The organism is Agrobacterium sp. OT33, assembly GCF_017313365.1.
Classification (GTDB): Bacteria; Pseudomonadota; Alphaproteobacteria; order Rhizobiales; family Rhizobiaceae; genus Agrobacterium; species Agrobacterium rhizogenes_A.
This window is the reverse complement of sequence record NZ_JAFLMZ010000005.1, coordinates 315176-337758: the sequence shown is the minus strand read 5'-3', so window position 1 is coordinate 337758 and position 22583 is coordinate 315176. Positions and strand designations below refer to the sequence as shown.

The following is a 22583-nucleotide window of genomic DNA, read 5'->3' as shown; positions in this document are numbered from 1 at the left end:
ATTACCTCGAGGTTCTGCCTGTTGGGTCAAGGCTGTCGCGCAGCCAGTCGCCGAGAAGGTTGAGGCCAAGCACAGTCAGCAGGATGGCAAGGCCGGGGAAAACGCTGACCCACCATGCGGTCTGCAGATAGGTGCGGCCATCCGCCAGCATGCCGCCCCAGCTCGGGATGGTCGGATCAACGCCGAGGCCGAGGAAGGTGAGGCTGCTTTCCAAGAGGATGTTGTTGGCGACATTCAGCGTCATCAGCACGATGACAGGGCCGATAAGGTTCGGCAGCAGGTGCTGGAGAATGATACGCCAGTCCTTCACGCCGATGGCGCGGGCGGAAAGGATGAATTCCCGTTCCCGAAGCGTCAGCACCGAGCCGCGCACGAGGCGGGCATATTGCACCCATTGAGACACGATCAGCAGGATGATGGTGTTGGTGAGGCTGCCGCCGACAATGGCGATGAAGGTGATGGCCAAGAGAATGAAGGGCATGGCGAGCTGGATATCGGCAAAGCGCATGACCAGCATATCCCAGAAGCCGCGATAATAACCGGCGACCAGGCCGACCGCGACGCCGAAGATGACCGCGCCGATAACAGAGGTGAAACCGACCAGCAGCGAAATCTTGCCGCCGGCGACGACACGGGCGAGCACGTCACGCCCGAGCGGATCGGTGCCGAGCGGATGGGCGGCATTGGCGAAGGGCTTGGCAAGGCGGGCCATCAGGTCGATCTTGTCCGCACCGCCCGGAAACAGCACGTCGGAAAAGATGACGGCAAGGCAGATGACTGTCGTGAGGAACGCGCCGAGGACGAATTCGAGATTGGTGAAGCGCGCGAGACGCGAGGTTTTGGCAGCCATCGTCACTTACTCCGTGCGGATGCGCGGATCGACAAGCCCGTAGGCGATATCGACCAGAAGGTTGATGCCGACGATCATCAGCGACAGAACGGTGATGACGGCCTGAAGCACGGGATAATCACGCGCGCCGACCGCATCGAAGGCCAGCGTGCCGAGGCCCGGCCAGTTGAAGACGCGCTCGATGACGACGATGCCGCCGAGCAACCCGCCGAATTGCAGGCCGAAATAGGTGATGAGCGGAATGGCGCAATTGCGCAGCGCGTGTTTGTAGAGAACCTTGCTTTCGCTGAGGCCCTTGGCGCGCGCCACCATGACATATTGCGAGCGCAGCGTATCGAGCATGGCCGTGCGCACGAGGCGGACATTGGTGGCCGTCAGGATGACGCCCATGGTGACGGCGGGCATGATGTAGCTTGCAAAACCGCCCATGCCGCTTGGCGGCAGCCAGCCGAGCGTGATGGAGAACAAGAGCACCAGCATGGTGGCGAGCCAGAAATTCGGGAAGGACAGGCCGATGAGCGAGAAGATACGGATCACCTGATCGGCCGTCTTGCCGCGCGAGGTTGCGGCCTTGATGCCGAGCGGGATGGAGAGCGCGATCGACACCGCCATCGAGATGAAGGCGAGCAAAAGCGTGGCGGGCAGGGCATCGGCGATGAGGCGCGAGACCGGCGTGCTGCCGGTGAAGCTGCGGCCGAAATCGAGTGTCACGAGGCCCTTCAGGAAGCTGAAATATTGCACGAAGAACGGCCGGTCGGTGCCGAGTGCTGCGCGGATGCGCGCCAGATCGTCTTCCGTCATGCTGCCGCCGCCCTGGAACATGGTGACAGCCGGATCGCCGGTGAGGCGAATGGCGAAGGAAACGAGAAGGGTGATGGCGATGACGACAAAAATCGCCTGCAGCAATCGCTTGATGAGGAAACCGGCCACGTTTTTTACCTTGAAGAGAGACCCGGCCTTGCCCGCATTGCGGCGGGCAAGGTGTGTTGATCAGAAAACCAGCCTGATTATTCGACGGTGACGTCGGTCAGCTTCAGGCGGTTATCCGGCGGTGCGACGAAACCCTTGACCCGCTTGTTGATGCCGTAAATGGCATTGGTGTTGTAAAGCGGGATTTCCAGCGCGCGTTCGGCGGTATAGCTGCCGATTTCCTTGAGGATCTTTTCGCGCTCGGCACGGTCGGTCAGCGGACGCTGGGATTCCAGCAGCTTGTCCAGCTTCTCGTCCTTGTCGTAAGGGTTCCACTTTTCACCGGAGTGATACATGGAATAGGCCGTGTTGTCGTAATCGAAGGTCCAGCCGCCCCATTTCTGCTGGAACATCGCGCCGGTCTTGCCCTGCGGGATGATGTCGTTCAGCAGCACGTTGGTTTCATAGGGCTTGATGGTGGCGGTGATGCCGACCATGGAGAGGTAGCTGGAAATGACCTGCGCCACCTCGTTCATCGTCGCGTCATTGCCGCGGATATCGATCTGCAACGCCGCGCCTGCCTTGACGCCGGCTTCCGCAAGCAGCTTTTTCGCGCCTTCCGGATCGTAAGGCAGCGGCTTCAGTTCCGGATCGTAACCGAAGGACAGCGCGCTCTGGAAGCTTGCGATTTCCGATGCCTGGCCGGCGAGGATCGACTTGACGATGGTGCCGCGATCGACGGCCATGATGATCGCCTTGCGCACCTTCGGATCGGCGGTAATGCCGTCACGGGTGTTGAAACGCAGCGCATCGACCGTCGGGCCGGGAACGCTGACGATCTCAAGTTTGGAATCGCCTTCGATGACCGGGATCATGCCGATCGGGATGGTGGGCGGAATGACGAGGTCGACGCGGCCGGCCTGCAATTCGGCAACGGCGGTCGCCGGCTCGGCGATGAAGCGATATTCAAGCTCGGAAAGTTTTGGCGCACCGCCCCAGTAATCGGGGTTGGCTTCCAGCTTGATATTGGTCTTCGGCGCGTAGGAAACGAATTTGAATGCGCCGGTGCCGACTGGGTTGAGGTTGAAGTTGTCCTCGCCCTTTTCCGTGATGTAGGCAGGCGGAACGATCATGCCGCCATAACCGGCAAGCTTGGTCAGCAGCACCGGATCCGGCGCTTTCAGCTTCATGTCGACGGTGTAATCGTCGATGACATCGACGCTTTCGATGGCGACATAGTTGGAGCGCTGCGGTCCCTTGGCACCCTGTTCACCAAGAAGGCGCTCGAAGGTGAACTTGACGGCGGCGGCGTTGAAGGGCTCGCCATTGTGGAACTTGACGTTCTGGCGCAGCTTGAAGCGGATGCGCTTGCCTTCATCCAGCTCTTCCCAGGATTCGGCAAGGCCGGGCACAACCTTCAGGTCCGGGCCGCGATAGGTCAGGCCATCGAAGATGTTGGTGGCGACGGCCGCCCACTGTACGAGGAAGGTGTCGATCGGGTCCCAGCTGCCCGGGTCCTGCGGGCTGGAAATGGTCATCTTGCCGGCGGCGAGAGCCGGTGCGGCGGTGAAGGCCGTGGCGGCCATGGCAAGTGCGACGAACGTTGTCGTCATCCCCTTCTTTATCATTGTCATCTACCTGTTCCTCTTCAGATGGTTGCGGTTCTGGTTGTTATTCAGGCGCTCTTCGCGATGAAGTGGCCCGGATTGATTTCCTCATGGGCGAGAATGGCCGGCTCATCGCCGACACGGCGCACGGGATTGGGTATTTCTCCCTCGATCATGGCGATGCGGCGCTCGATGGTCGGATCGGCGACCGGCACGGCCGAAAGCAGCCGGCGGGTATAATCATGCGTCGGCGTTTCGAACACCTGCCGGCGGCTGCCCATTTCCATGATCTGGCCAAGATAAAGCACGGCGACGCGGTGGCTCATCTTTTCCACGACAGCCATATCATGGCTGATGAAGAGATAGGCAAGACCGCGCTCGGCCTGCAAATCCATGAACAGATTGATGATCTGCGCCTGAATGGAGACATCGAGCGCCGAGAGCGCCTCGTCTGCGATGATCAGCTTCGGATCGGAAGCCAGCGCGCGGGCAATGCAGACGCGCTGGCGCTGGCCGCCGGAAAACTCGTGCGGATAACGCGCGGCATGTTCGGAGCTGAGGCCTACACGCTCCAGCAATTCATCCACCCGCCGGCGTACCGCCTTCTGATCATTGATCAAACCGTGGGTGTTGATCGGTTCGGCAATTGAGAACCCAACCGTCTTGCGCGGATCGAGCGAGGCGAAGGGGTCCTGGAAGATATATTGCACTTCCTGGCGCATGCGGAAGCGCTCCGCCGCCGACATTTCAGAATAGCTGCGTCCGTTGAAGGCGATTTCGCCTGATATTGCGGTCTGCAACTGCTGAATGGTGCGGCCGATGGTGGATTTGCCGGAACCGGACTCGCCCACCAGCGCCAGCGTCTCGCCGGCGTGAATATCGAAGCTGACCTTCTGCACGGCGCTGCAACGGTGTGTCGCCTTGCCGAACAGGTTCTTGCGAATATCGAAACGCACGAACAGGTCCTTGACCGACAAAAGCGGCTTGGCGTCATATTTCGCGGTGTTCTGCACACGCTCCTCGCCGATCACCACCGGCTGGCCGTCCTGCAGCACGGTAAGCGGCAGGCGCTTGGGAAATTCTTCGCCTTCCATGCTGCCGAGGCGCGGCACGGCGGAAAGCAGGGCACGCGTGTAAGGGTGCTGCGGGTTGGCGAAGATATCCTTCACCGGGCCTTCCTCGACCTTCTTGCCCTTCCACATGACAACGACGTCATCGGCCATTTCCGCCACCACGCCCATATCATGGGTGATGAAGACCATGCCCATGCCGAGCTTCTTCTGCAGGTCGCGCATGATATTGAGGATCTGCGCCTGAATGGTCACGTCAAGCGCCGTCGTGGGCTCGTCGGCGATCAAAAGCTTCGGCCGGCAGGCGAGCGCCATGGCGATCATGACGCGCTGGCGCATGCCGCCGGACAGCTGGTGCGGATAGCGTTTCAGAAGCTCGGCCGCATCGGGCAGGCGCACCATTTCGAGCAGCGTCTGTGCTTGCGCCAGCGCCGCCTGCTTGCCCATCTTTTCATGTAGCACAAGCACTTCGCAGATCTGGTCGCCGATGGTGAAGACGGGGTTGAGCGAGGTCATCGGCTCCTGGAAGATCATGGCGATCTCCTTGCCGCGGATCGCGCGCATCTCCTTTTGCGACGTCTTCAGCAGGTCCCTGCCTTCAAACAGGATCTTGCCGGTGGGGTAGGTCGCGCCCATCATATCGGCAAGGCGCATGGTGGACAGCGAGGTGACCGATTTTCCCGATCCGGACTCGCCGACAATCGCCACGGTCCGGCCGGGCTCCACGCTGAAAGAGATATCGTCCACGACGCGGCTATTACCGAACTCGACGCTCAGGCCTTCGACCGAGAGGAGGGCGTTGCGGTTTGCGGCAGTCATGTCAGCGTCTCCGGCTTGGCGTGCGCGGCAATTCTGGCGCGGCCATCTGAATTATGGAAGGGCAAAGGGCGTGGAATAAGGGCTCGGTATGCAGGGCTGCGCGGGAGGCGGTGAATGTCGCGGAAAAGCGCATGGTGTCTCACGCCACCTTGAGGGTGCGATGCACATCGGATACGGCTGGCGGACGCGGATATTGCGATCTTTTTCCGGCCCTGAAAGCAACCGCGTCGGTGCCGGCAGAACGCGCGGCATCGGCCCCGGAATCGATGATGTGCATGAAATTGTATTCCCCACCCTTGTTTTACAAAAAAGCTAACAAAACCGGACAATCATGTCCAGAGTGTTGAACAATTTTTGTGTACTGCTCTACAAATGCGCAGGTGCATTTATTTTGGGCGCGGGGCGAGGGCGAGATGAACGTCAGCGTGTTTCCGGGCGGGCGCCGCCGGTTGGCCCGCCGGGCATATGGATGTACGCAATCTCGCCACACACGAAATCATCCTCGTGTTTTTCTCGAGACTCCATTGATTTCAACGGTTGCAAATCCGCCCGGATCAGGCCCCCGAGCGGACTGCGGAGGGATTGGCGGGCGAATTTTGTCTTGATGTCCGCAAGCGTAGATGATTGTGCTGCTTCTCGTCGTAGAAGGCGGATATGGATCACCGAAAAAGGATAGAGAATATGACGAATGGAACGGCTGCGGTCAGACTGTCCGGCTTCCTGCGCTGCGCATCGGTGGAGGATATCCGGCTTGTGGAAACCCATCTTCCCGAACATCTTCGTCTGACAAGAGCGGAGCCAGGCTGCATTTCCTTCGATGTCACCCGGACCGACGATCCTCTGGTCTGGCGGGTGGAGGAGCTTTTTGCCGATCGCGCCGCCTTTGATTTCCATCAGCAGCGGACGCGGGCATCGGAGTGGTTCACGGCCACCGCCGCCATTCCACGGGATTATGAGATAACGACACTGGCTTGAATACGGGTTGGCCGCAGCGACATTCCTGCCGGCTGCGGCCTGATCGTATCGTGACGATACCTATTCCCTCGGCATTCCGACCGGCGGGGCAAGGCGTCGCTGCGCGGCAATGCGGAAGGGTGCGTTCATCGCGCCATAACCACCGTAAGCGCCGCGCCTTTCGATGATCTCGAAAAAGAAACCTTCCCCGAAGGTGCGGCTGTAGATCTGGAAATATTCGCCATTATCGTCGCGGTCATAAAGAATGCTGGCGGCCCTCAGCGCATCGGAAAATTCCGGCTCCAGCCCGAAACGGGCTTCCAGATCGTCGTAATAATTGCGCGAGATCGGCAGGGCGTGAAAACCGCGCGCCTGCAAGGCTTTTGCGGTGGCGAAGATATCGTCGGTGGCAAACGCGATGTGCTGGATGCTGGTGCCGAAACCCTCGGCCAGAAATTTGCCGGCGAAGGTCTTGCGATTGTCGGCACCGTTCATGGTCAGGCGGAAATGCGGTGCCGGCACGCTTTCGATCGCCTGACTGCGCACCAGCCCGCCGGGATCGACGACGTCCACCATCGGCGTGCGGCGGGTGGAAAACAGCGAGGTGTAAAACAGAAGCCAGGTCAGCATTTCATCGTAATGCGTTGTTTGCGCAAGATGATCGATCCGCGTCAACCCGGCATCGCCCTGTGCCTTCGGGCTGCCTGTGGAGACGAATTCCTTGTCCCAGATGGAGGCGAGCGCCGGCGAGGCATCGAGGAAATAGATGACGCCGTTGCCCACGCCCTGAATGGCGGGAACGGCGACTTCGCCTGATTTGCGCGGTTCGGCAAAGGTCGGTGCGCCGAGCGCTTCCGCCCGGGCAAGGGCTGCCCCGGCATCATCGACCTTCAGGCCGAAGGCATAGGCATTGGTGCCGTGGATGGAATAGGACGCACCGGCGAAACTGTCGCCGTCATCGCTGGTATTGATGACAATGCGGATATCGCCCTGCGTATAAAGATCGACATTGCGATTGCGATGCCTTGCGGTTTTTTCAAAGCCGAGCGTGGCGAGCAGGGTCTCCAGATGGGCCTTTTCCTCCGGCGCGGTGGTGAATTCGACGAATTCCACCCCTTGCGTCTCAACCCGTTCCGGCATGGCGGGCACGTCGATGCGAATATCGGGTTCGAGGCGGCGCACCTGATCCATGAGGTTGACGAGCGAACGGTGCCCGTCTTCGGCGAGCAGCCGGGCCGAGCCGCCACGGAACTGGTCGTTGAAGATTTCCAGCGACAGCGGGCCGCTATAGCCGGTGGCGGCGACGGCGCGCATGAAATCCACGACAGGCAGATCGCCTTCGCCCGGCATGTTGCGGAAATGGCGGCTCCAGTAGAGCAGGTCCATGTCGATCAGCGGCGCATCGGCCAGCTGCACGATGAAAATCTTGTCGCCGGGAATGGAGCGGATCGAATTGGGGTCGATCTTGCGCGACAGCGTGTGGAAACTGTCGAGAATGATGCCGACATTGGCGTGGTCGGCGCGGCGCACCACCTCCCAGGCATCGCGGTGATCGCTGATATGGCGGCCCCAGGCCAGCGCCTCGTAACCGACGCGCACGCCATGTTTCGCCGCAAGCTCGCCCAGTTGATGGAAATCGGCCGCCGCGCGGTCGATGCCGCCAAGCGAGACCGGCGAGACATTGGAGCAGATCAGCATCAGGTCGGTGCCGAGTTCGCCCATGATATCGAATTTTCGCTCTGCCCGCTCAAAGGCGCGGGTGCGGTGCGGTTCCGGCATGCCCTCGAAATCGCGGAACGGCTGGAACAGGGTGATATCCAGACCGTGATCGGCGGCCAGCGCCTTCACGTCGCGCGGCGAGGCGTCATAGGTCAGGAAATCGTTTTCGAAAATCTCAACGCCGGAAAAGCCCGCCTTGGCGATGGCCGCCAGTTTTTCGGGGAATTCGCCGCTGATCGATACGGTTGCAATGGATGTGCGCATTGGCATGCCGTGTCTTATCGTGTCATAGCTCGCCATATTGCCTTCCTTTTCAGCCTTATGTACTGATTGGTTAATAATCAGGGCGTGACCGGAAGCCGGCCGCCCCACCGATGGAATGGATGATGACCAAAAGCGCGACTTCGAACGGAACCCGAGGCAGCCGGCAGGCGAAGCGCGATCCGGAAGGGGTTCGCCGCGACATTCTTTCGGTGGCCATGGAGGAGTTTTCGCAGAACGGCCTTTCCGGCGCCCGCATCGATGAAATCGCGGCGCGCACCCGCACGTCCAAGCGCATGATCTATTATTATTTCGGCGACAAGGAAGGCCTTTACAAACGCGTTCTGGAGGAGGCCTATGCGCAGGTGCGTGGCGGCGAAGGCAGTCTTGAGCTGGATGATCTCGAGCCGGTCGCCGCGCTTGAGAAGCTCTGTCGGTTTACCTTCGAGCACCATCGCCGCAACCCCGCTTTCGTGCGGATGGTGATGACGGAAAACATTCACCACGGCAGGCATATCAGGGTTTCCGAAGCGATCCGCGACGTCAACCGGCCAGCCATTGAAATCATGCGCCGAATATTGAAGCGCGGGCAGGATGCCGGCCTGTTCCGGCCCGGACTGGACGCTCTTGAACTGCATTGGCAGATCAGCGCCCTGTCTTTTTATAACGTCTCGAATACCGAGACCTTTTCGTTCAATTTTGGCAACACGCTTTTTAGCGAGGCCGGCCAGGAAGCGCTGTCCGCGCATGTGGCGGAGATGTTGCTGCGCTATGTCTTGAGGCCCGAGCATATTACGCGGATCGGGAAAGGCGATTGATGAGGTGGCGCAGCGCCACCTCATAACCTTCGATGCCAAGGCCGGCGATGACGCCTTCGGCGCGGGTCGAGACATAGGAATGGTGGCGGAAGACCTCGCGTTTGTGGATGTTGGAAATATGCACTTCGATGACAGGTGCTTCGAAGGCGTTCAGCGCATCGAGGATCGCCACCGACGTATGGGTGAAGGCGCCGGGATTGATGACGATGCCGGATGATTTGCCGCGCGCCTCGTGAATCCAGTCGATCAGCTCATATTCGCGGTTGCTCTGGGCGAAAAACAGCGCATGACCGGCGGCTTCCGTGACGGTGCGGCAGTTGGTCTCGATATCGGCCAAGGTCTCATAGCCATAGATTTCCGGCTGGCGCTGGCCGAGCAGGTTGAGATTGGGTCCGTTCAAAACAGTGAAAAGGCTCATGCCACGCCCTCGGCCATGCAAAGTTCGGTGAAATGCGCCGTCATGCGCTCTGCATCGGGCTCGCGGCCGCAGAAGAGGCGGAATGCGCCGACGGCCTGGAACACGGTCATGCCGCCGCCGGGCAGGGTGCGACAGCCCTTTTTCGCCGCCGCCGCCAGCAATTCGGTGACGAGCGGCATATAGACGATATCGGCCACCCAATGCCGCTGCTCGATGAGAGCGGCCGCAACCGGCATGCCGGGATGGGCGGGCATGCCCATGGGCGTTGCATGGATCAGACCATCGGCGAAGGGCAGGGAGGCCGCCGGGTCTGTTACGGCAAAGGCGCGGCCCTTGCCGAAACGGGCGTTCAGTTCGCCGGCCAGCTGCCGCGCACGCGCAAGGTCACGGTCGAAAATATCGAGATGGGCTATATCGAGCTTCAGCGCCGCATGGGCCACGGCCACGCCAGCCCCGCCCGCGCCGACCAGCAGCGCCCGGTCACGCCTGGCATCCGGCAGGCCGCGCACGAAGCTTTCGTAAAAACCGTACCAGTCGGTATTGTGGCCGATACGGCGGCCATGCCTGAAGACCACGGTGTTGACGGCGCCCAGCATACGGGCATCGTCGGACAGCTCATCGAGGTGGGCGATAACCGCCTGCTTGAACGGATGGGTGATGTTGGTGCCGGCAAAACCGCGCGCCTCCAGCTCGTCGAGCAGGTCGGGAAGGGCGCTCGGCGGCAGCTTGCGGGCGGAGACATCCACCAGTTCGTAGGAATAGTCGAGGCCGTGGGCGGCGCCCTCGCGCATATGCAGCGCCGGCGATTTGGAAAGCTGGATATCGGCGCCAATCAGGCCGACCTTGAATGCGGTTTTCTCTGTCATGATCACGGGTCGCTCATCGGACGGGGTGGGAGAGGCGGGACAATCCCGCCTGTCTGCGAGCGCGCGAACCTCAATGGTGGGCGAGAATTTCGCCGAGGAACGTGCGGGTACGCTGGTGCTTGGGGTCGCGGAAAAATTCTTCCGGTGGGCCTTCCTCGATGATCTCGCCTTCCGACATGAAGACCACGCGGTCGGCCACCTGCCGGGCAAAACCCATTTCATGGGTCACGCAGATCATCGTCATGCCGTCGCGGGCAAGGCCGATCATGGTGTCGAGCACTTCCTTCACCATTTCCGGATCGAGCGCCGAGGTCGGTTCGTCGAACAGCATGGCTTTCGGCTCCATGCACAGCGCCCGGGCAATCGCCGCGCGTTGCTGCTGGCCGCCGGAAAGCTGGGCGGGGTACTTGTCCGCCTGATTGAGAATGCGCACGCGCTCCAGATATTTGCGCGCCGTCGCCTCCGCATCGGCTTTGGAGACACCCTTCACCCGCATGGGGGCGAGCGTGCAGTTTTCCATGATGGTCTTGTGCGGGAAGAGATTGAAGCTCTGGAACACCATGCCCACCTCGCGGCGCACCGCATCGATGGCGCGGCTGGAATCCGAAAGCGTGGTTCCCTCGACCGTGATCTTGCCCTCCTGGATTTCCTCCAGATGATTGATGCAGCGGATGAGGGTGGATTTTCCCGAACCCGACGGCCCGCAAAGAACGATCTTCTCACCCTTGCGAACGGTCATGTTGACGTTTTTGAGCGCATGGAAGGCTCCATACCACTTTCCAACCCCTTCAAGGGCGATCAGCGGAGCCTGAGCGGCGGATTGCGGCATGGAACTTTCCTTCATGCTTGGCAGCAGTTTCAGTTGACGGTGTAGGGGATGTCCTGAAGCGAGGCCGGGAATTGCGGCACCGGCCGCTTCATCCATTTGGCATAGACTTTTTCGAGGTCGCCATTGGCCTTGATCCTGTCCAGATAGGCGTTCAGCGCTTCGTTCCAGTCCTTTTCGCCGGGACGCGTGGCGGCGCTGTTGTAAAGGGTCACGAGATCGAACTTCACCTCGTAGTCCTTGCCGCCGGCTGCGGCGAGACGATCGCCGTAGAACTGGTTGCCGCCGATCGCCTCGATCTGGCCCGACAGGATCGCCTGAATGGTGGCGGCGTCGTCATCGAAGCGAAGGATATTCGCCTTGCTGCCCGCACCGGCGGTCAGGGCCGTATCCATCGGGCTGGATTTCGGCGCGCCGACGGTCATCCCCGTCAGGTCGTCGAAATTGGCGATCTTCCTGTCCCTGGTGGCATAAACCGACATGACATTATGCGCGTAGGGCTGCGCATACTGGACATTTTTCGCGCGTTCCGGCGTCATTCCCATCGATGCGAATAGGGCGTCGACCTTGCCGGTGCGAAGCGAAGGAATGCGGTTGGCGACCGCAAGCGGCACGAACTCCACCTTCACTCCGAGATAATCCGCAAACCCCCTTGCCAGATCGGCATCGTAGCCCTCCTGGACGCCGGTGGAGTTTATGAAGCCCCAGGGCGCATTGTCGCCCTGGATGCCGATAATCACCTTGCCGCTGGATTTTGCCTCTTCCAGCGTTCTGGCATCCGCGCCTGCGGGTGTCAGGATTGGCAGCAGCGCTGCCAATCCGACTGCAAGGGCTGTCCGCCAACCTGTCCGGTTGTTGAAAATTCCCATCGGTTGCTCCTCCCGATATCAGCCTCGCCTGATGCTCACTTCACGGTGAACGGAATGTCGGGCAGGCTGTCCGGGAAGGCCGGCACGTCACGCTTCATCCACTTGTCATAGATCTTGGCCAGCTGGCCATCCGAGTTGATCTTGTCGAGGAAGGTGTTGATGGTCTCGTTCCAGTCCTTTTCACCCGGACGGGTGCCGGCGCCGTTATAAAGCGTCGTCAGATCGAATTTTGGCTCATATTTGCCTTCGGCCGCCGTGTTCAGGCGGTCGCCATAAAACTGGTTGCCACCGACCACTTCGACCTGACCGGAAATCAGCGCCTGAATATTGGCGGCGTCATCGTCGAAACGCAGGATGTTGGCCTTGGAACCGGCGCCGGCGGTGATCGCCGTATCCATGGCGCTGGACTTCGGCACGCCGACGGCGATGCCGGTCAGATCGTCATAGCCGGCGATCTTCTTGTCCTTGGGGCCATAAACGGAAAGGACGTTGCCGGCATAGGGCTTGGAATACTGGATTGTCTTGGCGCGTTCGGCCGTCATGCCCATGGTGGCAAAAAGCACGTCGACCTTGCCGGTCAAAAGCGCCGGGATACGGTTTGCCACGGCGAGCGGCACGAACTCGACCTTGACGCCGAGATAGTCGGCAAAGGCCTTGCCGATATCGGCATCGAGACCGTCCTGCACGCCGCTCGAATTGACGAAGCCCCAGGGCGAGTTGTCGCCCTGAATGCCGATGACGACCTTGCCCTTGGCCTTGGCTTCCTCCACCGTGCCGGCGAAAGCGTCGGCCGGTGCGACGAAGGGCAGCGCAACCGCTGCCGCGGCAAGCGCCATGAGGGTGCGACGTGAAAATTTCATGCTGGTGGTTTTCATCTTTTGCTCCTCCTTACAAAGCTGATGAGATGATTTTGACTAGCGGGACGCGGCCTGTAGCCGCTTTTCGACGCCGGCGCCCCACAGGGAGAGCGGCCAGCAGATCAGGAAATAGATGATGCCGACGAGGGCAAAGACGGTGAGCGGGCGGAACGTCTGGTTGGAGACGATCTGGCCCGCCCGCGACAGCTCGACGAAACCGACGATTGCCGCAAGCGAGGTGCCCTTGATGAGCTGCACGAGGAAGCCGATGGTGGCCGGCAGCGAAATCTTGAAGGCCTGCGGCAGGACCACGTCCTTCATGCGCGACAGGTAATGCAGGCCGAGCGCGTTGGCGGCTTCCGTCTGGCCCTTCGGCACCGCCTGGATGCCGCCGCGCCAGATTTCGCCGAGGAAGGCGCTGGCGTGCAGGGTAAAGGCGATGGCGACCGCAATCCAGGCATCGACATTGAGGCCGGCGAGCGCCACGCCGTAATAGACCACGAAAAGCTGCATCAGGAGCGGCGTGCCCTGAAAGACGGCGATGTATCCGGTGCTGGCCCGCTGGATCGCCACGTTATCGGCGACGCGGGCAAGCGCCACACACAGGCCGAAGACGCCGCCGCCGATGAAACCGATCAGGGTCAGGGCAAGTGTCCATTTCAGGCCTTGCAGCAGGAAGAAGAGTTCGTTGGGACCGATGGAAGCCATTGTCTTTTCCTCACTTGACCGGATAGCTGAACGATGCGCGGGAGATGAGCGAGAAGACGCCCATCATCAGCGAGGAGATGACGAGATAGAGCAGGGTGATCGAGAAATAGACCTCGAACGACCGGAAGGTGTCCGCCTCGATCTTCTGCGCCACCGAGGTAAGCTCGTAAGCGGCGATGGAGGTGCAGACGGAAGTGGTCAGCGTCAGCATGATGAACTGGCTGGTGAGCGAGGGATAGACCGCCCGCAGCGCCGGCTTCAGGATGATGTGGCGGAAGATCTGTGCGCGGTGCAGGCCGAGCGCCAGTCCCGCCTCCACCTGGCCTTTTGGAATGGAATCGACGCCGCCGCGAATGATTTCAATGGCATAGGCGCCGCCGTTGAGAGCCAGCGCGATGATGGCGGTAACCGTGGGGTTGAGCCTTATGCCGATCTGCGGCAGGGCGAAGAAGATGAAGAATATCTGCACCAGAAACGGCGTGTTGCGGATGACTTCCACAAAACCGATGACGAGACCGCGCAGCAGCCGGAACCGTGAACGGCGGGCGATGACACCGAATACCCCTATGACGGTTGCCAGCGACATGCCGGCAATGGCAAGGCCGATCGTTGCCAGACAGGCCAAAAGCAGCTCCGGCAGCTGGTCGAGGACCGCTGAAAAATCGAGACTGTAAGACATTCTTCCTCCCAACCCGTGCGGGTCCGGACAGGCGTTCCGCCTTGTCCGCATCGCCCTGGAAGCCTTTCGGCGCCAAAGCCCTCCATTCGTCTGGCCTTGCCCCGAGGGTTCTTTCTCCTCGCTCGCGGCATGGCGTCGACAAGATTGTTTGTACCAGTTAGTTCATTTTTGTGTCAAGCGCTTCGGCCGGTTAAAAAGCAGCTGAAAAGCTGTTTTTTATGCATCTGTCATTTTTGAGAAAGTCTTGTGTTATCAATGGCTAATGCGTGGATTCGCAAGCTTTTTCAAGGCACGGCGACGCCGCCGCCGAAGAGGCGGCGGGAGGCGTTCGGGATGCCGATTCCAGAGCGAAAACCGTCAGGTTTGCCGGCTAGTCTTCGCCCGCACCCAGCCTGTCTATCTGTCCGGCGAGGCGTTCGGCGATCAGCAGGCAAGCGCCCGTTGCCGTCACCATTTGCGGCAGTGTCATCCATTCCAGCATCCAGCCCGCGCCTGACCTTTCCTGTTCATGGACAAGCGACTGGTGCAGCGCGGAGATCTGCACGGCATTGAAGCGTGCCAGTGTCACCAGCGTTTCGGCATTCACCGGATTCTGCTTGTGCGGCATGGCCGAGGAGCCGCCGCCGCCGGAGAGGCGGATTTCGGCGCCGAGTTCCGCCATCAGTGCGATATCCTGGCCGAACTTGCCGAGCGCGCCGGTGATGAGAGACAGCAGATTGCCGAATTCGGCAATGCCGTCGCGCTGGCTCTGCCATTGCGGCCTGTCGGCAAGGCCGAGGCGCTTTGCAAGATCGGTGCGCACGGCAGCGGCATGGTCGCCAAGCTTTTCCAGCGTGCCGGCCGCGCCGCCGAATTGCAGGACAAAGCCGTTCCGGGAAAAGGTTTCAAGCCGCAGCAGGTGGCGCTCCAGCAGCGCGATCCAGCTCGCCGCCCGGTCGGCGACGGTGATGCCGATGGCGGCCTGCATGCGGGTATAGCCCGTCAATGGGTTATGGCCGTCGCGAGAGGTGATGTCTCCGAGCGTATCAATGAGGTGGCCAAGCCGGGTGGCAATGATTTCCGCCGCCGCCTTCAACCGCAGCATCAGGCTGGTATCGATGACATCCTGGCTGGTCGCGCCGAAGTGCACCTTCTCCGCCGCTGGAGAGGCGACTGCCGCCCGCATCTGCCGCACCAGTTCCGGCACCACCACGCCATCCTTTGCGACGCCGTGGCGAAGCGCCGTCATATCGGCGGCGAAGTCGGCAAGCCCCGAAACGATCGTTTCCGCCACATCTTCCGGGATGAGGCCTGCTCCCGCTTCCGCCTCGGCCAATGCCAGCTCGAAACGGACCATGGCGTCGATATCCGCTCTCGCCGAAAACAGCTCGACAATCTCGCTGTCGCCGAACAGGCCGGACAGGAACGGATGTTCGAAAGGGGAAAGGCTCATTCTTCCGTCTCGCTCAGATATCGAAAAACACGGTTTCGCCTTCGCCCTGAAGGCGGATATCGAAACGATAGACGTTGCCTTCCTCCTTTTGGGCGACAAGCGTGGCGATGCGGCTCTTCTGTTCGACGCGGGCAAGAACCGGATCGGCCGCATTGGCCTCCTGTTCTTCCGGAAAATACATGCGGGTCTGCAGGCCGATATTGATGCCGCGCGCGACGATCCAGAAGGTGATGTGCGGTGCCATCGGCCGGCCATCGCGGAACGGCACTGTGCCCGGCTTGATGGTTTCGAAGATGAATTCACCCGTATCCATGTCGCCGGGCGAACGGCCCCATCCGATGAAATTCGGATCGGCCTTGCCGCGTGTTTCGCTCGGGCTGTTGTAATAACCGTCCGTATCGGCCTGCCAGATTTCGATCAGGGCGTCCTTCAGCGGCATTCCCGCGCCGTCATAAACCGTGCCGCGCACACTGATGCGCTCACCGCGCGCCTTGTCGTTATAAAGCGGACCGGAACCCAGATCCTTTTCAAACACGCCTTCGATGCCGACGAAATTGGGCGTGCAGCCGATATGCACATAGGGTCCCGCCGTCTGCGAGGCGGTTTCCTTGAAATAGTTGAGCGGCTGAACCATGGTCAGTTGCCCTCCATGCGGTTTTCGAAAAGGGTCGAGCGGCGACCGCGCAGGACGATATCGAACTTATAGGCCAGCATGTCCATCGGCAGCGTCGCATTCATGTCCAGCGGCGCGATCAGCCGCTTGATAGCATCTTCATCCGGAATGGTCTTGACGATGGGACATTTCCAGATCAGCGGGTCGCCTTCGAAATACATCTGGGTGATCAGCCGCTGGGCAAAGCCGTGGCCGAAGACCGAGAAATGGATATGGGCCGGCCGCCAGTCATTGACGCCGTTCGGCCAGGGGTAAGCACCCGGCTGGATGGTCTTGAACCAGTAATAACCATTCTCATCGGTGATCGTGCGGCCAACGCCGCCGAAGTTCGGATCGATGGCGGCGAGGTAGCTTTCCTTCTTGTGGCGATAGCGACCGCCGGCATTGGCCTGCCAGAACTCCACCAGCGCGCCATCCACGCCGCGGCCGCGCTCATCCAGCACCCGGCCGTGCACCAGAATGCGCGGGCCAACCGGCATTTCGCCGGGGCGGGCATAGTTGAGGATGAGGTCGTTATCCAGCGGGTTCAACATGCCATGGCCGAAGACGGGGCCGGTGATCTCGCTTTTCGTGCCTTCCAGCGAAATCAGCGCGCGCTGCGGCGAGCGCAGGATCGAGGTCTTGTAGCCGGGCGCATAGGCGAGCGGATGAATATCGCGGTTGCGTGCGAAGAACGGCCCGGTTTCGGGCGGCTGGTTGCTCATTTCGTCTCCTCCCCATCGCCAGAATTATCAAGGGAACTATCGGCCTTCATGCTGGCCAGGGCAAGCTTGGCGATCTTGAAAGCATGGTTGGCGGCGGGCACGCCGGCATAGATCGCCACATGCAGCAGCGCCTCGCGGATATCGGCTTCGGTGGCGCCGGTATTGGCGGTGGCGCGCACATGCATGGCCAGTTCCTCGTCCTGACCGAGTGCGGCGAGCAGGGCGATAGTCACCATCGAGCGCTCGCGCTTCGTCCAGTGATTGCCGGACCACACCGTGCCCCAGGCGGCTTCGGTGATGAGCTGCTGGAATGGCTGGTCGAAGCCGGACGTCATGGCCTGCGCCCGGTTGACATGGGCGTCGCCCAGCACCGAGCGGCGGGTCTTCATGCCCTGTTCGAAACGTTCATTCTTGTCGATATGGTCCGCCATCGGTCAATGCTCCGGCAAGGTCTTCAGAAAAATGGAGGCCGCCTGTGTGTAGGCAAGCGGCTGTTCAAGGCAGGGGATGTGTCCGCAGCCGGCAATGGTGACGAAGCGGCTTGCCGGGATAAGATCGGCCAGCGACCGCACCAGTTCCGGCGGTGTCGAGCCGTCCTGATCACCCGCGACGCAGAGTGTGGGCACGGCGATGCGGCCCGCTTCATCGGTAAAGTCGGCATCGCGGATGGCGGCGCAGGTGCCGCTGTAGCCGGCTTCCGGCTGCTGCGAAAGCATGTTGCGCGCACCGGCATAGGCAGCATTGTCAGGCTGGCGAAACGCTGGCGTGAACCAGCGCTCCATGACGGGATCGACCAGCGAGGCGAGGCCGTCGGCGGCGATCTTGTCGATGCGGGCGTTCCACATTTCGGCCGTGCCGATCCTGTGGGCGGTGTTGCTGAGCACGAGTGCGCGCACCAGATCGGGACGGCGGGCATAAAGCCCCTGCGCAATCAGTCCGCCGACCGACAGGCCCCAGATGATGGCGCCTTTGACGCCGAGATGATCGAGAAGCGCGATCAGGTCACCGGCATGATCGTCGATGGAATAGGGAGCGCCTCCGACATCGGAAAGCCCGTGGCCGCGCTTGTCGTTCAGGACATAGGCATAATCATTGCCAAGCGCTTCGGTGACCGCATCCCAGATGCGGAAATCGGTGCCGAGCGAATTGATGAAGGCGATGACCGGCTTGCCTGTGTCCAATCCCTTGACGCGATAATGGATCACGGTCTCGCCGCAGCGCAGAAAATGCATGATGTGCTCCTCCTGCCGGGGATATTGCAAGCCGGTTCCGGTTAAGTAAAATGACATTATCGATGAAAATCATAACCTGTGGATTATACAAGCGATGGTCGACCAGCGTATCAAGTTCCGCCACCTGCAGACTTTCGTGGAGGTGGCGCGGCAGAAAAGCGTCATCCGCGCCGCCGAAATCCTGCATGTCAGCCAGCCGGCGGTGACGAAGACCATCCGCGAGCTGGAAGAGATTCTTGGCGTCTCGCTGTTTGACCGGGAAGGGCGCGGCATTCGCATCAGCCGTTATGGCGAGGTCTTTCTGCGCCATGCCGGCGCGACGATGACGGCGCTGCGACAGGCGGTCGATTCGGTCTCGCAGGAGGCGGCGCGGGCCGGTCCGCCGGTGCGGGTCGGCGCCCTGCCCACGGTTTCGGTGCGGATCATGCCGCAGGCGATGGTCGGTTTTCTGGCGGAAAGGACCGGCAGCCCGGTGAAGATCGTGACGGGCGAAAACGCCGTTCTGCTGGAGCAGCTGCGTGTCGGCGATCTAGACCTCGTCGTTGGCCGTCTTGCCGCGCCGCAGAAAATGGCGGGCTTTTCCTTCGAGCATCTCTATTCTGAAAAGGTGCGCTTCGTGGTGCGCGCCGGCCACCCGCTTTTATCACCCGGCCTTTCGGTGTTCGACCACCTGCATGAATATCCGGTGCTGATGCCGACGCGGCAATCGGTGATTGGCCCTGTCGTCGAGCAGTTCCTGATCGCCAACGGCGTTCCGGCCCTGCCGATCCGCATCGAAACCGTGTCGGACGCCTTCGGCCGCGCCTTCCTGCGCACCAGCGATGCGATCTGGATCATCTCCGAAGGCGTGGTGGCGGCGGATGTGACGGACGGTATTCTGGCGATCCTGCCGGTTGAAACCGGCGATACCAGCGGGCCGGTGGGGCTGACGGTCCGGGCCGATACGCAGCCCTCGTTGCCGCTGTCGCTGTTGATGCAGGCTATTCGCGAGGCGGCAGGCGAGTTGCTGGATGGGAGGGTGGAGGCTGGCTCTTGAGATGAGGGTGAGGGTCGGAAAAGCCTGAGAAGCTCTCCTCCGTCATTCCGGCCTTGAGCCGGAATCCAGCCACGGCGCGTCTGCGCCGTGAGAAAGGAGTCTTTTGCGATCAAGGACTTGATCGCGCTGGACCCCGGATCGGGTCCGGGGTGACGGGTGTGGAAACGGTAGAGATAAAAGCCGCGTGTCTCTGGCAGCCCCTAATAAGGAAGCCCGACATAATTCTCCGCAAGCGCTGTCGAGGCGGCGCGCGATTGCACGAGGTAATCCAGCTCCGCCTCCTGAATGCGCTGGCCGAAATCTCCCGTATCGGGAAAACGATGCATCATCGTCGTCATCCACCACGAGAAACGAACGGCCTTCCAGACGCGGGAAAGCGCTTTCTGCGAATAGGCATCGATGCCGGCTTCAGATTTTTCGCGATAAAACTCGACCAGCGCCTCGCTCAGATAATGCACGTCGCTGGCGGCAAGGTTCAGGCCCTTGGCGCCGGTCGGCGGCACGATATGGGCGGCGTCGCCGGCCAGAAACAGCCGTCCGAACCGCATGGGTTCACTGACGAAGGACCGAAGCGGTGCGATGGATTTTTCGAAGGACGCGCCGGTGACCATCACATCCGCATGGTTTTCCGGCAGGCGGCGGCGGATTTCATCCCAGAAGCGCTCGTCGCTCCAGTCCTCGAGCCGGTCCTCCAGCGAACATTGGATGTAATAACGGCTGCGCGTGTTTGAGCGCATGGAACAGAGGGCAAAACCGCGCGGGTGGTTGGCATAGATGAGTTCGTGGTTGACGGGCGGCACATCGGCGAGAATGCCGAGCCAGCCGAAGGGATAGACCTTCTCGAATTCCTTGATCGCGCCTTGCGGCACGGATTTGCGGCTCACCCCATGAAAACCATCGCAGCCGGCGATGAAATCGCAATCGATCCGGTGGCTTACGCCGTCTTTCTGATAGGTGACATAGGGGCTTTCGCCATCGAAATCATGCGGCTCGACATTTCCGGCGTCGTAGATGGTGACGAGGCCCGCCGCCTCGCGCACATCCATCAGATCATGCGTCACCTCGGTCTGGCCATAGACCATAACGCGTTTGCCACCCGTCAGATCGAACAGATCGATGCGGTGGTCTCGGCCGTCGAAGGTCAGCGAAAAACCGTCATGCGGCAGGCCCTCGCGGCGCAGGCGCTCATCCGCGCTGACCTTTTCCATCAGCTGCACGGTGCCTTCTTCCAGCACGCCGGCGCGAACACGGCCGAGGATGTAGTCCTTGCTGACCCGATCGAGAATGACGGTCTCGACGCCGGCTCCCGCCAGAAGCTGGCCAAGCAGCAGCCCCGATGGGCCGGAGCCGATGATGACGACCTGTGTACGCATTATTTCCTCCCGAACTTGTCTCCGGTCAAGAAACTGACCAAGGCGGGTCGCAAGCTCAATGGACTTTCCGGTCCGTAAATTGCACAATCCGACCATCAGGCGCAGGAGTGGGGTGAGATGCGGGCGGCTGCCAATGAAGGGCTTTATGGCGAGGAAGCCTTGCAAGGCACCGATTTTCGCTTTCATTGCGAGACGCTTTTTTCGCGAAGCAGCCTGCACCGCTTTGAAATCGGCCTGCACCGTCATGCCGCCTTTCTGCAAATCTTGTACATTTTTGGCGGGGAGGGTGATGCGTTGCTGGATGGCCGCATTGAGCCTATCCGCCCGCCGGTCGCCATCATCGTACCGCCGGGTTTCGAACATGGCTTCCGCTTCTCACGCGATATTGGCGGGATGATTGTCACCATGCTGCCGGGGGCGCTGCCGGCGTCGGTGCAGGCGTTGTTGCTGCGGAATTTCCAGCAGCCAGTGCTTCTGCCCTTGCGGGATTTTGCTGAGGGAGAATGCCTACGCAGTGGTTTTGAACGGATTTCCGCGGAATATGAGGCGCGCGAGATCGGTCGCGATGCGATGATCGAAGGCCAGCTCGCCACCGTGGTTGCGCTTCTTTCACGGGCGGCGCGACCGCTTTTGGAAACCAGCGGCGAGGGCCTTGCCGAGCAACGTTTCGAACGGTTGCTGTCGCTGATCGCCCGCCATATCCGCGAGCCGCAAAAAGCCGGGTTTTACGCAAGGAAACTCGGCCTTTCAGAAACCCATCTCAACCGGCTCGTCCGTTCTGTTTCCGGCCTCAGCTTGCAGCGGCTAATCGCTAAGCGTCAGATCGAGATCGCCCAGCAGGAACTGGTCTTCACGGTTTCCAGCGTGCAGATGATCGCCGAAGGGCTTGGTTTTGCCGATCCCGCTTATTTCAACCGCTTCTTCAGGCGGGAAACCGGCATGACGCCGCGCGCCTGGCGGCTGGAGGAACAGCGCAAAATGGGTGATATGGGCGCGCGGCTGACACCGTCTCAGTCTCAGACCAGCATTCGCGCCAATTCCCGCTGAACGGAAAGAAGCGCCGGCAGATAACGCTCCACCAGATATTCCATTGAGGCGACTGAAGCGGCAAGCCCGACATTGAGCGCGGCAACCGTCTGGCCACGCACGCTTTTCAGCGGCACGGCGATGGAGCGAAGACCAATCTCCACTTCCTGATCAATCAGCGCATAACCGCGACGGCCGGTCACCTCTATTTCGGTGAGCAGGGCTTGCATGTCGGTGATCGTCTTTTCCGTGCGGGCAACCAGCCGGGAAGCTCCGAGAATGTCGCGCTGCCGCTCGGGTGTTTGTGCGGAAAGCAGAACGCGACCCATGGAGGTGCAATAGGCAGGCAGGCGTGACCCCGGCATCAGCGCAATGGACATGACCCGCTGTTGCGCGGCGCGGGCGACATAAACGATTTCGGTCTCGTCCAGGATCGAAACCGACGTGCTCTGGCCGATCTCTTCCGAAAGACGGTCGATGAGCGGCTGGACGATCTTCGGCAGCGGCATGGTGGCGAGGCAGCCGGTGCCAAGCCGCAGCACTTTCGGCGTGACGGTGAAGAACTTGCCGTCGTAAGCGGCATAACCAAGCTCCGAAAGGGTCAGCAGACAGCGGCGTGTGGTTGCCCGGTCCAGCCCGGCGATCTCGGCGGCGTCGGAGATGGACAGGCGCGGTCGCTCGGCGCTGAAAGCCTCGATCACCCGCAATCCCTTGGCGAGACCGCCCATCATGTCTCTTTCGCTGACGGCCATGCCCAAGCTCCATTTGTGCGATATACGAACAAAAATCATATAACGCACAAAATCCTTGCCGTCGAGGCGATTTCGGCCTTACCTCATGGCCACGCAGCCTTGCCGGTTCCATCCGCTCGGCTGGA

At 61.0% G+C, this 22583-nt stretch carries 24 protein-coding genes; 4 read left to right on the top strand and 20 right to left on the bottom strand.

Annotated elements, in window-relative coordinates; all coding sequences use genetic code 11:
• Position 1: 1 nt before the first annotated feature.
• The 5 genes from JZX88_RS14440 to JZX88_RS14420 all read right to left on the bottom strand — a co-directional run bounded on the left by JZX88_RS14440 (position 2) and on the right by JZX88_RS14420 (position 5532).
• Positions 2-850: an ABC transporter permease gene (locus tag JZX88_RS14440; protein ID WP_206913984.1), complete on the bottom strand. Its 849-nt coding sequence runs from the start codon at positions 848-850 to the stop codon at positions 2-4.
• 6 nt (positions 851-856) lie between these two features.
• The gene (locus JZX88_RS14435) at positions 857-1780 is read right to left on the bottom strand and encodes an ABC transporter permease (protein ID WP_037092271.1); all 924 of its coding nucleotides are present in this window, start codon (positions 1778-1780) and stop codon (positions 857-859) included.
• Between the two features lie 77 nt (positions 1781-1857).
• The gene (locus tag JZX88_RS14430) at positions 1858-3393 is read right to left on the bottom strand and encodes an ABC transporter substrate-binding protein (RefSeq protein ID WP_174029782.1); all 1536 of its coding nucleotides are present in this window, start codon (positions 3391-3393) and stop codon (positions 1858-1860) included.
• A 41-nt stretch (positions 3394-3434) separates the two neighbouring features.
• A complete protein-coding gene (locus JZX88_RS14425) occupies positions 3435-5255 on the bottom strand; it encodes an ABC transporter ATP-binding protein (RefSeq protein WP_206913983.1) in 1821 nt (606 codons plus the stop codon).
• Positions 5256-5394: 139 nt separating this feature from the next.
• Positions 5395-5532 (bottom strand): hypothetical protein, encoded by a 138-nt coding sequence (locus JZX88_RS14420; RefSeq protein WP_206913982.1) that lies wholly within the window; start codon positions 5530-5532, stop codon positions 5395-5397.
• A gap of 404 nt (positions 5533-5936) precedes the next feature.
• Here JZX88_RS14420 and JZX88_RS14415 point away from each other — a divergent pair, with 404 nt between their 5' ends.
• Positions 5937-6230, top strand: coding sequence for a putative quinol monooxygenase (locus JZX88_RS14415; RefSeq protein WP_174029786.1), 294 nt, complete (start codon positions 5937-5939; stop codon positions 6228-6230).
• A 60-nt stretch (positions 6231-6290) separates the two neighbouring features.
• Here JZX88_RS14415 and JZX88_RS14410 read toward each other — a convergent pair whose 3' ends face one another.
• Positions 6291-8192: a bifunctional sugar phosphate isomerase/epimerase/4-hydroxyphenylpyruvate dioxygenase family protein gene (locus JZX88_RS14410; protein WP_206914050.1), complete on the bottom strand. Its 1902-nt coding sequence runs from the start codon at positions 8190-8192 to the stop codon at positions 6291-6293.
• A 122-nt stretch (positions 8193-8314) separates the two neighbouring features.
• Here JZX88_RS14410 and JZX88_RS14405 point away from each other — a divergent pair, with 122 nt between their 5' ends.
• Positions 8315-9007: a TetR/AcrR family transcriptional regulator gene (locus JZX88_RS14405; protein ID WP_065117118.1), complete on the top strand. Its 693-nt coding sequence runs from the start codon at positions 8315-8317 to the stop codon at positions 9005-9007.
• Here JZX88_RS14405 and aroQ read toward each other — a convergent pair.
• The 12 genes from aroQ to pcaD form a co-directional block, all read right to left on the bottom strand.
• Positions 8982-9425: a type II 3-dehydroquinate dehydratase gene (aroQ, locus tag JZX88_RS14400; RefSeq protein ID WP_065116982.1), complete on the bottom strand. Its 444-nt coding sequence runs from the start codon at positions 9423-9425 to the stop codon at positions 8982-8984. The genes JZX88_RS14405 and aroQ overlap by 26 nt on opposite strands.
• Complete coding sequence (locus JZX88_RS14395; protein ID WP_206913981.1) at positions 9422-10291, bottom strand: shikimate dehydrogenase; 870 nt, start codon at positions 10289-10291, stop codon at positions 9422-9424. The genes aroQ and JZX88_RS14395 overlap by 4 nt, the downstream gene beginning before the upstream one ends.
• Positions 10292-10361: 70 nt before the next feature.
• Complete coding sequence (locus JZX88_RS14390; RefSeq protein ID WP_065117116.1) at positions 10362-11120, bottom strand: amino acid ABC transporter ATP-binding protein; 759 nt, start codon at positions 11118-11120, stop codon at positions 10362-10364.
• A 29-nt stretch (positions 11121-11149) separates the two neighbouring features.
• The gene (locus JZX88_RS14385) at positions 11150-11986 is read right to left on the bottom strand and encodes a transporter substrate-binding domain-containing protein (RefSeq protein WP_206913980.1); all 837 of its coding nucleotides are present in this window, start codon (positions 11984-11986) and stop codon (positions 11150-11152) included.
• Positions 11987-12021: 35 nt separating this feature from the next.
• The gene (locus tag JZX88_RS14380; RefSeq protein WP_206913979.1) at positions 12022-12861 is read right to left on the bottom strand and encodes a transporter substrate-binding domain-containing protein; all 840 of its coding nucleotides are present in this window, start codon (positions 12859-12861) and stop codon (positions 12022-12024) included.
• A 39-nt stretch (positions 12862-12900) separates the two neighbouring features.
• Positions 12901-13551, bottom strand: a complete 651-nt coding sequence (locus JZX88_RS14375; RefSeq protein ID WP_065116979.1) for an amino acid ABC transporter permease — start codon at positions 13549-13551, stop codon at positions 12901-12903.
• A 10-nt stretch (positions 13552-13561) separates the two neighbouring features.
• Positions 13562-14230 carry an amino acid ABC transporter permease gene (locus tag JZX88_RS14370; protein WP_142857712.1) on the bottom strand — a complete coding sequence of 223 codons (669 nt, stop codon included), beginning with the start codon at positions 14228-14230 and terminating at the stop codon, positions 13562-13564.
• 370 nt (positions 14231-14600) lie between these two features.
• The gene (locus tag JZX88_RS14365; protein ID WP_206913978.1) at positions 14601-15662 is read right to left on the bottom strand and encodes a 3-carboxy-cis,cis-muconate cycloisomerase; all 1062 of its coding nucleotides are present in this window, start codon (positions 15660-15662) and stop codon (positions 14601-14603) included.
• Positions 15663-15675: 13 nt separating this feature from the next.
• Positions 15676-16296 carry a protocatechuate 3,4-dioxygenase subunit alpha gene (gene pcaG, locus JZX88_RS14360; protein ID WP_174033426.1) on the bottom strand — a complete coding sequence of 207 codons (621 nt, stop codon included), beginning with the start codon at positions 16294-16296 and terminating at the stop codon, positions 15676-15678.
• A gap of 2 nt (positions 16297-16298) precedes the next feature.
• Complete coding sequence (gene pcaH / locus JZX88_RS14355; RefSeq protein WP_077984025.1) at positions 16299-17039, bottom strand: protocatechuate 3,4-dioxygenase subunit beta; 741 nt, start codon at positions 17037-17039, stop codon at positions 16299-16301.
• On the bottom strand, positions 17036-17470 hold the full coding sequence (pcaC, locus tag JZX88_RS14350) for a 4-carboxymuconolactone decarboxylase (RefSeq protein ID WP_206913977.1): 435 nt from the start codon (positions 17468-17470) through the stop codon (positions 17036-17038). Before pcaC ends, pcaH begins: the two co-directional genes overlap by 4 nt.
• Positions 17471-17473: 3 nt before the next feature.
• Positions 17474-18271 (bottom strand): 3-oxoadipate enol-lactonase, encoded by a 798-nt coding sequence (gene pcaD / locus JZX88_RS14345; protein ID WP_206913976.1) that lies wholly within the window; start codon positions 18269-18271, stop codon positions 17474-17476.
• A gap of 94 nt (positions 18272-18365) precedes the next feature.
• On the opposite strand from pcaD, the gene pcaQ reads away from it, so the two are divergent.
• A complete protein-coding gene (gene pcaQ, locus JZX88_RS14340) occupies positions 18366-19307 on the top strand; it encodes a pca operon transcription factor PcaQ (RefSeq protein ID WP_206913975.1) in 942 nt (313 codons plus the stop codon).
• 200 nt (positions 19308-19507) lie between these two features.
• Here pcaQ and pobA read toward each other — a convergent pair whose 3' ends face one another.
• Positions 19508-20680: a 4-hydroxybenzoate 3-monooxygenase gene (gene pobA / locus JZX88_RS14335; protein WP_206913974.1), complete on the bottom strand. Its 1173-nt coding sequence runs from the start codon at positions 20678-20680 to the stop codon at positions 19508-19510.
• A 117-nt stretch (positions 20681-20797) separates the two neighbouring features.
• On the opposite strand from pobA, the gene JZX88_RS14330 reads away from it, so the two are divergent.
• Positions 20798-21727, top strand: coding sequence for a helix-turn-helix domain-containing protein (locus JZX88_RS14330; protein ID WP_206913973.1), 930 nt, complete (start codon positions 20798-20800; stop codon positions 21725-21727).
• On the opposite strand, the gene JZX88_RS14325 is transcribed toward JZX88_RS14330, so the two are convergent.
• The gene (locus JZX88_RS14325; protein WP_142857725.1) at positions 21697-22458 is read right to left on the bottom strand and encodes an IclR family transcriptional regulator; all 762 of its coding nucleotides are present in this window, start codon (positions 22456-22458) and stop codon (positions 21697-21699) included. The two genes, JZX88_RS14330 and JZX88_RS14325, sit on opposite strands and share 31 nt — an antisense overlap.
• Positions 22459-22583: the final 125 nt, after the last annotated feature.